Source organism: Micromonospora sp. NPDC048909, from assembly GCF_040649635.1.
Classification (GTDB): Bacteria; Actinomycetota; Actinomycetes; order Mycobacteriales; family Micromonosporaceae; genus Micromonospora.
In genome coordinates this window covers 584279-595505 of sequence record NZ_JBEZFU010000005.1, presented here as the reverse complement: position 1 = coordinate 595505, position 11227 = coordinate 584279, and the positions used below count along the sequence as shown (strand labels likewise).

Here is an 11227-nt window from a genome sequence, read left to right as displayed (position 1 = left end):
AACATGGCCTCCTACTGGATCAGCACCGAGCACCTCGCGGACTGGATCGCCACCCGCGGCTACTCCACCAGCTGACCCACAACAAGCGAACACCGAAACACCGAAAAGGGCCGGACCCCACCAGGGGTCCGGCCCTTCTCGGCAACTCCACCGGCCGACCCGAGTCGGCCCGCCGTCGTCCCATTGCCGAAGGCCGGCCCGCAACGGGCCGGCCTTCTCGTCGTCCGTGCACTGCGGGCCGACTCCATTCGGGTCGGCTCACTGTCGTCTCCACGGGTCGACCCCACCCCCCCCCGGGGCCGGCCGGCCGTTGTCCGGCGCCTACCGGCGGGAGAGCCGTCTGCCGTGGCCAGTCGACTAGCTCACCGGGCCGCCCGTGTTGCGGATCATCTGCTGGAGCACCTTCACCGCGGTGACGTAGTCGGCGTCGTCGATGCCGTGGTGGATGCGAGCGCGGATCGCCGGGGCGTGCCTCTTGAGGTCGACGCGGGCCTCGTCGCCCGCCTCGGTGATCCACAGCCGTCCCTCGCCGTCCCGCGTGAGCCAACCCCGATCCACCAGCACCGCCGACTCCGCCTCCAGGTCGTCCTCGGATCTGAGGTAACTGCTCATCGCCTGCCGAAGCTCGGCGATGGTCATGCCGCGGCCGTCGGGGGAGATGTCGTTCTTCGACAGGTTGCGCAGCAGCCAGAACTGAGGCTGGGTGAAACCGAACTCGGCCTGCCGGGCGCGGGTGAAGGCGATCAGGGCCTCGTAGGCGACCCCGGTCCAGTACGCGGCAGGCTGAGCCACGAGCTCGGCATCGGAAAGGTGCTGCGTCGTCATGCGCGTCGTCTCCTGTTGGCTGGTGGTTGAGGTCAAGAAGGATCAAGACCGGCGTCGGGCGGGTTCCGGACGAACGACCGTTGCTCCGCCGCATCGACATATGTCACTGTCTAGCTCCCTCCGACCCCGAGGAGCCCTCATGAGAGGCAGAACGATGCGCACACGGCTCGCGCTCGTCGTGTGCGCCGGACTGACGGTGACGCTGACCGCCCAACCGGTGGCGGCGTCCCCGTCCGCGGGCCCGGCCGACGTGCGGCCGATCGCCGCAGCCGCCGCTCCCGCCGGCATGCCCGTCGCCCCGGCACGGACCGCAGCCGCGGTGCTGGCGGCGCCGGACATCTCGGTGACCAACCTGCAGGCACACCTGACCCAGTTCAACAGCATCGCCACCAGCAACGGCGGCAACCGGCGGGCCGGCTCCGCCGGCTACACGGCGTCGGTCAGCTACGTCAAGACTCGGCTCCAGGCCGCCGGCTACACGGTCTCGGAGCAGTACTGCTCGTCCTGCACGTATCCGTCGAACAACCTGATCGCGGAGTGGCCGGGCGGCCCGGCCGATCAGGTGGTCATGTTCGGCGCGCACCTGGACGGCGTCTCGGCCGGTCCGGGCATCAACGACAACGCCTCCGGCTCGGCCACCTTGCTGGAGAACGCCCTGGTGCTCGCCCAGCAGAACCCGACGATGACCAAGCGGGTCCGGTTCGCCTGGTGGACCGACGAGGAGCAGGGGCTCAACGGCTCGCGGTTCTACGTCAACTCGCTGAGCGCGACGCAGCGCGGCTACATCAAGGGCTACTACAACTTCGACATGGTCGGGTCGACGAACGGCGGGTACTTCATCAACCGGCTCACCTCCACCACTGCCGCGCCGCTGAAGGCGTACTGGGACTCGCTCGGTCTGCAACCGGAGGAGAACGTCGAGGGGCAGGGGCGCTCCGACGACTACCCGTTCCAGCAGGCCGGCATCCCCACCTCGGGCTACGCCGCAGGCGCCAGCGCCCGCAAGACCAGCACTCAGGCGGCCAAGTGGGGTGGTACGGCCAGCGCGGCGTACGACCCGTGCTACCACCGCGCCTGCGACACCAGCAGCAACATCAGCGCGACCGTGCTGAACCGGGCCGCGGACGGTGTCGCGTACGCAGTCTGGCAGCTCGCGGTCAGCACCGGCACGCCCGGCAGCGACTTCTCCATCGCGGTGAGCCCGGCCTTGGGCAGCGTCGCGCGGGGCGGCTCCCGTACCGCGACCGTCAGCACCGCCACCACCGCGGGCGCCGCACAGCCGGTCGCGCTCTCCGCCTCGGGAGCGCCCAGCGGCGTGACGGTCTCGTTCAGCCCGTCGTCGGTGACCTCGGGCGGCTCGGCGACGATGACCCTGACGGCGTCCGCGACCGCCGCCACCGGCGCCTTCACCATCACCGTGACCGGCACCGGCTCGGTGACCCGGACCGCCGCCTACACGCTCACCGTGACCGGCACCGGCGGCTGCGCCGGCGGCCAGCTGATCGGCAACGGCGGATTCGAGAGCGGCACCAGCCCGTGGACCGCGACCTCCGGCGTGATCACCAACTCGGCCGACCAGCCGGCCCGGACCGGCTCCTACAAGGCGTGGCTGGACGGGTACGGCCGCACCCGCACCGACACCCTCGCCCAGTCGGTGACCCTGCCGGCCGGCTGCACCGCCTCGACACTGACGTTCTGGCTGCACATCGACACCGCCGAGACCACCACCTCGACCGCGTACGACCGGCTCACCGTGCGGCTCGGCAGCACCACGTTGGCGACCTGGTCCAACCTGAACGCCGCAGCCGGCTACGTGCAGCGCACCCTGAACGTCGGGGCGTACGCCGGTCAGACGCTGACCCTGACCTTCACCGGCACCGAGGACTCCTCGCTGCAGACCAGCTTCGTGATCGACGACGTGACGCTCCAGGCGAGCTGAGCACGGCCGGCGGCCGGGCACGGGTGGCTGAGGTGGACATCGCTTCCCGGCGAACCGTGGCCGGCCGCCATATATTCACCCACATCTATCTATGGTAGAAATCCTGCAAGGCCGGCCTCCTGCTTCGCACATTCCCAACCCCCTGAGCGAACGGGAGACCCATGTCGTCCACCCGAACCACTCTGCGCCGCCGCGTGCTCACCCTGGTCGTGGCCACCCTCGCCACGCTCGGCGCGGCGCTCGGGCTCGCCAGCCCGGCCTTCGCCATCAGCCACTCCAGCGCCACCTCGCAGCTGCGCGCCGCCAACATCTCGTGGACCTCCAGCGGCAACTGCAGCAACCGTAACGTCGCCACCTGCACCTCGTTCGACGGCGTCCGGCAGGCGACCATCGACGGCATCATCACCTTCAAGCGGGCCAGCGGCTGCGCGGTCACCATCACCGCCGGCACCGAGGTCGGCCACGCCGGCGGCACCTACAGCCACTGGAACGGCTACAAGCTCGACATCGCGCTGAGCACCTGCATCCAGAACTACATCTCGTCGCACTACACCTATCTCGGCTACATCGCCGGCTTCGGATACCAGTACCGGGCGGCCTCCGGGAACCTCTACACCAAGGAGGGCAGCCACTGGGACATCCTCTTCTACACCTGCGGCTGCTGACCCCGACACGCAGCGCGCCCGGCCGGAGCTGACCGGGTGACGGGCCGCCGCCGGAGTTCTCCGGCGGCGGCCTTGCGCCGGGCGCCGCCTCCGGCGGGCGGCGACCGCCGGACGCCCCACGCGACCCGCTCGGTGACGACTCGTATCCTTTCCGCGAAGCCACCACGACGAGGGAAGGGAGACGGTGTGGGCAACCCGGCCGAGACGTTGGAGTTCCAAGCTGAGGCGCGTCAGCTGCTCCAGCTGATGGTCCACTCGATCTACTCGAACAAGGACGTCTTCCTCCGTGAACTGATCTCGAACGCCTCCGACGCGCTGGACAAGCTGCGGCTGACGTCCCTGGTCGACAAGGACCTCGACGTCGACACCTCCGACCTGCACATCGAGATCGAGGTCGACCGGGACGCGCGCACCCTGAGCGTGCGGGACAACGGCATCGGGATGAGCCGCGACGAGGTCGTCTCGGTGATCGGCACCATCGCCAAGTCGGGCACCGCTGAGCTGCTTCGTACGCTGCGCGAGTCCGCCGACGCCGCCGCCTCGCAGGAGTTGATCGGGCAGTTCGGGGTCGGCTTCTACGCCGCGTTCATGGTCGCCGACCGGGTCGAGCTGCTGACCCGCAAGGCCGGTGAGGAGGGCGGCACCCGCTGGTCGTCCAGCGGTGAGGGCACCTACTCGATCGAGCCGGTCGACGCCGCCCCGCAGGGCACCACGGTGACCCTGCACCTCAAGGCGGCCGACGCCGAGGACAACCTGCACGACTACACCGTCGAGTGGACGATCCGGGAGATCGTCAAGCGTTACTCCGACTTCATCGCCTGGCCGATCCGGATGACCGTCGAGCGCTCCGGCGAGGACGGGGCCAGCACCCGCGAGGTGCAGACGCTCAATTCGATGAAGGCGCTCTGGGCGCGCAGTCGCGACGAGGTCGACCAGGCCGAGTACCACGAGTTCTACAAGCACGTCAGCCACGACTGGGCCGATCCGCTGGAGATCGTGCACATGCGCGGCGAGGGCACCTTCGAGTACGAGGCGCTGCTCTTCATCCCCGCGCACGCGCCGCTGGACCTCTTCGCCCCGCAGGGCCGCCGCGGCGTCCAGCTCTACGTCAAGCGGGTCTTCATCATGGACGACTGCGAGGAGCTGATGCCCGGCTACCTGCGCTTCGTCAAGGGCGTGGTGGACGCGCACGACCTGTCGCTCAACATCTCCCGGGAGATCCTTCAGCAGGACCGGCAGATCCAGGCCGTCCGGCGGCGGCTGGTGAAGAAGATCCTGGCCACCGTCAAGGACCTGAAGGCCAACCACGCGGAGCGGTACCGGACCTTCTGGACCGAGTTCGGCGCGGTGGTCAAGGAAGGTCTGATCGACGACACGGAGAACCGGGACACCCTGCTGGAGCTGGTCAGCGTCGCCTCCACGAACGACCCGGCCGAGCCGACCGACCTGCGCGGCTACGTCGAGCGGATGAAGGACGGCCAGAGCGACATCTGGTACGCCGCCGGGGAGTCCCGGGCCATGCTGGAGAACTCGCCGCACATGGAGGCGTTCCGGGCCAAGGGGCACGAGGTGCTGCTGCTCACCGACCCGGTCGACGAGGTGTGGGTCGAGCGGGTCGGCCAGTACGACGGCAAGCCGCTGCGCTCGATCGCCAAGGGCGAGGTCGACCTGGACACCGACGAGGAGCGTACGCAGGCCGAGGCCGGGCGGGAGCAGCAGCGCAAGGAGCACGCCGAGCTGCTGACCTGGATGGCCGGCGCGTTGGCCGACAGCGTCCGGGAGGTCCGCCTCTCGTCGCGGCTGACCACCTCGCCGGCCTGCGTGGTCGGCGACGCCCACGACCTCACCCCGACGCTGGAGAAGATGTACCGGGCGATGGGGCACGAGGTGCCGTCGGTCAAGCGGATCCTGGAGCTGAACCCCGGGCACCCGCTGGTGGCGGGGCTGCGCAAGGCGCACGAGCAGGGTGGCGACCAGGCCGAGCTGCGGGAGACCGCCGAGCTGCTGTACGGGATGGCACTGCTCGCCGAGGGCGGGGAGCTGGCCGACCCGTCCCGGTTCACCCGGATCCTGGCCGATCGGCTGGCCCGGACGATCTGAGCGCGAGCGGTGGGGGACCCGGCGGGTTCCCCACCGCTCACCTCGACGGCGCGGACGCGGCGGCCCCGGGCAGCCACGCCGGCCGGCTGCGCAGCAGGCGCTCCAGAATCGGCAGGCCCACGCCGAACGGCACGACGCCGAGCGCGAGGAACGTGAGCACACTGAACCCGGTCACGGAGAAGGCCGGCGCCTGGGTGCCGCTGAGCAGCTGGGCGACGGTCTGGAACGCCACGTGCAGACCGACCCCGGCCCAGATGGTGCCGGTGAGCGCCCGCAGGTATCCCAGGCCGACACCGAAGCCGAGGAAGATGGCCAGGCGCATCGGGTCGTCGACCGAGCCGACCAGCACGCCCCACGCGGCGAAGAGGGCGGCCTGCGCCAGGATCGTTCCCCATCTGCGCAGCCGTTCGGCGAGGTTGACGAACAGATAGCCCCGGAAGACCAGCTCCTCCGGCAGCGCCTCGAGCAGGAACACGAGCACGACCTGCGTGGCCACCAGCAGCAGGAGCGCGGCCGGGGAGTGGAGCAGGTCGATCCGCACCCATCCGAGCGCCACGCAGCCGACGGTCGCCAGCAACGCCGGCAGCAGCCACATCGCGGCGCCGACGAGTGCCATCCGTACGGCGCCACCCCCGGCGATGCCCAGCTGTGCCAGCGGACGCCGATCCAGCCACCGGCACGCCAGCACCGCGATGCCGCACAGCACGACGGCGGTGAGCAGGGCCCGGAGGGCGTGCGCCCCGCGGTGGTACTCGTCCGCAGCCACCCCGAAGGGGGAGCGGGCCGCCGGGGTGATGACGATCAGCGCGGCGGTGACGGCCACGAAGACGAACCCCACCCGCCAGGGCAGGGCGAGCCGGGGGTGGTGGGCGGATGCGGGTGGGCTCATCGCGGTCTCCGTTTCCGGGGAGCGGCCGAGGCGGCGCCCCGCGTCGCCGGGAAGCGGGCCATCCCAGTGTGGCGGGCGCGGTCACCCCGGTGACCCACGCTTGCCGGGTGCGCGAGCTGGGTAACACCGCCGGACATGAGCACGAGCAGCGCCGCCCTCGTCCCGACCCCGACCGCCGCCCGGGTGGGCACGGTCGCGGTGGTCGCCCACCGACGCAAGAGCCTCGGCGGCGGCCTCGACGAGCTGCGGGCGACGCTCGCCGGCGCCGGTGTCGACGACCTGCTCTGGTACGAGGTGCCGAAGAGCCGCAAGGCGCCGAAGAAGGTGCGCAAGGCGCTGAAGAAGGGTGCCGGGCTGGTCTTCGTCTGGGGTGGCGACGGCATGGTGCAGCGCTGCGCGGACGCTCTGGCCGCCTCGGGGACGCCGATGGCGATCCTGCCCGCCGGCACCGCGAACCTCTTCGCCGCCAACCTCGGCATTCCGGAGGACCTGGCGGAGGCGGTCCGGATCGGCCTGCACGGTCGGCGGCGCCGCCTCGACCTGGGCCGGCTCAACGGCGAGCACTTCGCGGTGATGGCCGGCGCGGGTTTCGACGGTGACCTGATCCGCGAGGCGGACCGCGATCTCAAGGGCCGGCTCGGTCGGCTCGCGTACGTCTGGACGGGGCTGCGGCACGTCCGGGGCGAGCTGGTACGCACCCGGATCCGGGTGGACGGGGTCACCTGGTTCGACGGCGAGGCGAGCTGCGTGCTCTTCGGCAACGTCGGCACGATCACCGGTGGCATCCCCGCCTTCGACGACGCCCGTCCGGATGACGGCCTCCTGGAGGTGGGCGTGTCGACCGCGAGCGGGGCGATCGACTGGGCCCGTACCCTCGGCCGGATGGCGACCGGCCGGTCGACGGACTCGCCCTTCGTCCGGATCACCCGGGGCCGCCGGGTGACGGTCCGCTTCGCCGCGCCGCGGACGTACGAGCTCGACGGCGGGGCACGTGACGCGGTCGGGAAGCTCAAGGTCCGCTCGGTTCCCGCGGCGCTGACCGTCTGCTGTCCCGAGCCCCGCGCCTGACCAACCGGGCCCGGTCACCGTCCCCTGTGGACCTCTGGCGCTTTCTGACGCCTCAGTCGTCGACTCCGTCGGAGACTTTCGTCGGTTCAGAGAAAAGTATGGCGAGGGCCGACGAAAGGCCTGGACACGCTGGGGCCAACTTAGTAGTGTCGGTGCACATCAATATGTTTCATCGAGACGAACCGGCGGCGCGGTAGATCTCGATCGATTGGTCTCCGGGCGGCGCAACCCGTCCGGCGATCGCCGGCCCGACCAGGGACGGCACCACGGGGGTCAGCGGCACACCCGGCGACCCGGTGCGGAGACGCGCCGCGGGTCGACCCTCGTTCGTCCCGCTCTCGATGGCGCCCCGCCAGCTGTGAGGCGTGGCACCACCACCCCGTCAGCTCCACGCTGAACACGCCCGATGACGCGTGCGATCCGGCTCGCGCGCCGACCCGGGTGGACTCCATCCACACACCGGACGGCCGTGGCACCGCCACGGCCGGGGCTCCGTGCGGCCGGGAGGGGCCAAGCGGATGGTCGCTCGGCGACACATCTGGACAGAGGTGACCTGACGGGGGGCTGCCTGCTCCCGCCCGGCGCGCCTCGAACCTGGGAGAGAGGCATAGATGAACGGGTACACACCCCCCGCCCGGCTCCGGCCGGGCCGGCTCCGGAGATCGATAGCGGCCGTCGCCACGGCCGCCCTGGTGTGGGTGACCGCCGGAGTGGTGGCGGTGCCCGCGAGCGCGCGCCCCGTCGATCCGGAACGGTCGACGTCAGCCGCCCCCACGGCCCAGCCGCGTCAGCTGCAGGCCCAGGTGCTCACCTGGACCGCCGGCGACAACTTCCTGGCGTACCGCTCGGCCCCCACCACCGCGGTGGCCGGGCCGGCGACGCTCGTCTTCGAGAACAGCGCCGCGACCGGCAACACCACCGGCATGCAGCACACCCTGACCTTCGACACCGGTAACCCGGCGTACAACAGCGACGTCGACGTGAACATCCTGGCCGACCCGAACGACGCCAACGGGGGCCGGTGGACCGTCGACGTGGTGCTCTCCCCGGGTACCTACCGGTACTTCTGCGCGATTCCCGGCCACGGCAGTATGACCGGCCTCCTGGAGGTGTCCGGCGGAGGCTCGGACACCACGGCGCCGACCGCGTCGGCCGAGGTGACCGGCGAGCAGGACGGCAGCGGCGCGTACGTGGGCAGCGCCACCGTGAACCTGTCCGCGACGGACGGCGACTCGGGCGTGGACAAGATCGAGTACTCGCTGGACGGCGGAGCGTACGGCGTCTACTCGGCGCCGGTGACGGTGAACCAGCCGGGTGAGCACACGGTCAGCTACCGGGCCACCGACAACGCGGGCAACACCTCGGCAGTGCAGACCGTGTCGTTCACCGTGGCCGCGCCCGCGCCCGACGACACCACCGCGCCCACCGTGACCGCGTCGCTCTCCGGGCAGCAGGATGCCGATGGCAACTACGTGGGCAGTGCCACCGCGACGTTGTCGGCCACCGACACCGAGTCCGGTGTGGACAAGATCGAGTACTCGCTCGACGGCGGTGCCTACGCCACCTACTCGGCCCCGGTGAGCGTCAACGCGGTGGGTCAGCACACGCTGACGTACCGGGCGACCGACAAGGCGGGCAACACCTCACCCGTGCAGTCGGCGTCGTTCACCGTGGTCCCGCCCTCGTCGGACGACACCACCGCGCCGACCACGGACGCCATGGTGCACGGTGAGCAGAACGGTGACGGCGCGTACGTTGGCGGTGCCACGGTGATGCTGGCGGCGACCGACGCCGGTTCGGGTGTCGACACGATCGAGTACTCGCTCGACGGGCAGCCCTACGCCGTCTACTCGGCGCCGGTGCCGGTGAACCAGCCGGGCGAGCACGCGGTCAACTACCGGGCCACCGATAAGGCCGGCAACACCTCGGCGGTGAAGACCGTGTCGTTCACTGTGGTGGAGCCGTCGCCGGGGGACACCACGGCGCCGACCGCGTCGGCCTCGGTCACCGGTCAGCAGGACACCGCGGGTGCGTACGTGGGCAGTGCCACGGTGACGTTGTCGGCCACCGACACCGAGTCCGGTGTGGACAAGATTGAGTACTCGCTCGACGGCGGTGCCTACGCCACCTACTCGGCGCCGGTGAGCGTCAACGCGGTGGGTCAGCACACCGTCAACTACCGGGCGACCGACAAGGCGGGCAACACCTCGTCCGTGCAGTCGGTGTCGTTCACCGTGGCGGCGCCCCCGCCGCAGGACACCACCGCGCCGACCACGTCCGCCGTCCTGCACGGTCAGAAGAACGGCGACGGAGCATTCGTCAGCAGCGCCACCGTGGTGGTGACGGCGACCGACGCCGGTTCGGGCGTTGACAAGATCGAGTACTCGCTCGACGGCCAGCCGTACGCCCTCTACTCCGCGCCGGTGACGGTGAACCAGCCGGGTCAGCACACGGTCAACTACCGGGCCACCGACAAGGCGGGCAACACCTCCGCGGTGAAGACCATGTCGTTCACCGTGGTCGCACCCCCGTCGGACGACACCACCGCGCCCACCGTCACCGCCTCGGTGTCCGGCCAGGTCGACGGCGAGGGCGCCTACCTCGGCAGCGCCACGTTGACCCTGTTCGCCTTCGACGCCGGCAGCGGGGTCGACCGGATCGAGTACGCCCTCGACGGCGGCGAGTACGTCCGCTACGCCCGCCCGACCACCGTCGACCAGCCCGGCGAGCACACGCTCAGCTTCCGGGCCACCGACAAGGTCGGCAACACCTCGGGCACCGGTTCGATCACCTTCACCGTGATCGCGAGCGGATCCGGGGTCAACTGCCGGGTGCCCGACACCCGGCCGACCGTGTGGTTCGGCACGCTGGACAGCGGCGTGGCGAACCGGCCGGTCGAGGGTGACTGCACGATCAACAACCTCTTCGACGGCCAGCGGACCTGGCGCGACCACGCCGAGTTCGTGAACCACGTCAAGCTGATCGCCGAGCACCTGGTCCACCTGGAGGTGCTGAGCCAGAAGGAGCGCAACAAGCTCGTCGACGCGGCCCGCCGCTCCGGCGTCGGCAAGTCGGAGGCCAAGAACGGTTACCTGCCGTTGCTCGACTCCACGGCCGCGTCGTTCAAGCAGTGGGAGCACGTCGGCGGAGGCGGCTTCCTGCGCAACTCCGACGGGTCGATCACCAGTCGGGCCGTCCCGGGCATGGGCATGCTCTGGTTCCCGAAGCAGACCTACGGGGACTTCTCACTGAAGCTGCAGTGGCGCGACGACGCGCCCGGCGACGGCCGCGCCAACAGCGGAGTCTTCGCCCGCTTCCCGCAGGTCCACCAGCACCCCGACGAGTCCCGACCGGAGTGGGTGGCCATCAAGTACGGCCACGAGCTGCAGATCTACGACCGGCCCGACGGCGACCAGTACAAGAGCGGTTCGGTCTACGGCTTCGACGGGGTGGACCTCACCGGGGCGCGGGTCACGCCGAAGGGCTCGTGGAACGACTACGAGATCCGGGTGGTCGGCCAGCACTGGTCGATCTTCCGCAACGGCGAGCTGATCAACGAGTACCTGAACCCTGCGGACGCCGTCTTCAACCCGCCCCGATCCGACGATCCCGGTGGGGCCGGCCGGCAGAGCGCCAGCGGATACATCGGTCTGCAGAACCACGGCGCCACCGACGTCATCAGTTTCCGTGACGTCCGGATCGCCCCGCTGACCCCGGCCTCCGCCGGCAACTGAGCGAAGG

The 11227-nt window shown here is 70.6% G+C and carries 7 protein-coding genes and 1 pseudogene; 6 read left to right on the top strand and 2 right to left on the bottom strand.

The genetic code is table 11. The features are described 5' to 3' along the window. A pseudogene (locus AB0C04_RS17590) lies at positions 1-75 on the top strand (phytochelatin synthase); the annotation flags it as partial. Between the two features lie 282 nt (positions 76-357). Here the strand turns inward: AB0C04_RS17590 and AB0C04_RS17585 are convergent. Beyond that, positions 358-825: a MarR family winged helix-turn-helix transcriptional regulator gene (locus AB0C04_RS17585; protein ID WP_357055238.1), complete on the bottom strand. Its 468-nt coding sequence runs from the start codon at positions 823-825 to the stop codon at positions 358-360. 139 nt (positions 826-964) lie between these two features. On the opposite strand from AB0C04_RS17585, the gene AB0C04_RS17580 reads away from it, so the two are divergent. From AB0C04_RS17580 to htpG, 3 genes are all read left to right on the top strand, one after another. Next, positions 965-2764: a M28 family peptidase gene (locus tag AB0C04_RS17580; RefSeq protein WP_357055235.1), complete on the top strand. Its 1800-nt coding sequence runs from the start codon at positions 965-967 to the stop codon at positions 2762-2764. A gap of 161 nt (positions 2765-2925) precedes the next feature. Then, entirely contained in the window at positions 2926-3429 is a 504-nt protein-coding gene (locus tag AB0C04_RS17575) for a hypothetical protein (protein WP_357055232.1), read from the top strand. Positions 3430-3615: 186 nt separating this feature from the next. Then, a complete protein-coding gene (gene htpG / locus AB0C04_RS17570; RefSeq protein WP_357055229.1) occupies positions 3616-5529 on the top strand; it encodes a molecular chaperone HtpG in 1914 nt (637 codons plus the stop codon). A gap of 37 nt (positions 5530-5566) precedes the next feature. Here htpG and AB0C04_RS17565 read toward each other — a convergent pair whose 3' ends face one another. After that, positions 5567-6418: a CPBP family intramembrane glutamic endopeptidase gene (locus AB0C04_RS17565; protein WP_357055225.1), complete on the bottom strand. Its 852-nt coding sequence runs from the start codon at positions 6416-6418 to the stop codon at positions 5567-5569. A 135-nt stretch (positions 6419-6553) separates the two neighbouring features. Between AB0C04_RS17565 and AB0C04_RS17560 the strand changes: the two genes are divergently transcribed. After that, positions 6554-7486, top strand: coding sequence for a diacylglycerol kinase family protein (locus AB0C04_RS17560; RefSeq protein WP_357055222.1), 933 nt, complete (start codon positions 6554-6556; stop codon positions 7484-7486). Positions 7487-8184: 698 nt separating this feature from the next. Then, complete coding sequence (locus tag AB0C04_RS17555) at positions 8185-11220, top strand: family 16 glycoside hydrolase (protein WP_357055219.1); 3036 nt, start codon at positions 8185-8187, stop codon at positions 11218-11220. The last annotated feature ends 7 nt before the right edge of the window (positions 11221-11227 follow it).

Coding starts and splice junctions, on each gene's coding strand:
- AB0C04_RS17585 (WP_357055238.1), bottom strand. CDS start 825: ATGACGACGCAGCACCTTTCCGATGCCGAGCTCGTGGCTCAGCCTGCC.
- AB0C04_RS17565 (WP_357055225.1), bottom strand. CDS start 6,418: ATGAGCCCACCCGCATCCGCCCACCACCCCCGGCTCGCCCTGCCCTGG.
- AB0C04_RS17580 (WP_357055235.1), top strand. CDS start 965: ATGAGAGGCAGAACGATGCGCACACGGCTCGCGCTCGTCGTGTGCGCC.
- AB0C04_RS17575 (WP_357055232.1), top strand. CDS start 2,926: ATGTCGTCCACCCGAACCACTCTGCGCCGCCGCGTGCTCACCCTGGTC.
- AB0C04_RS17560 (WP_357055222.1), top strand. CDS start 6,554: ATGAGCACGAGCAGCGCCGCCCTCGTCCCGACCCCGACCGCCGCCCGG.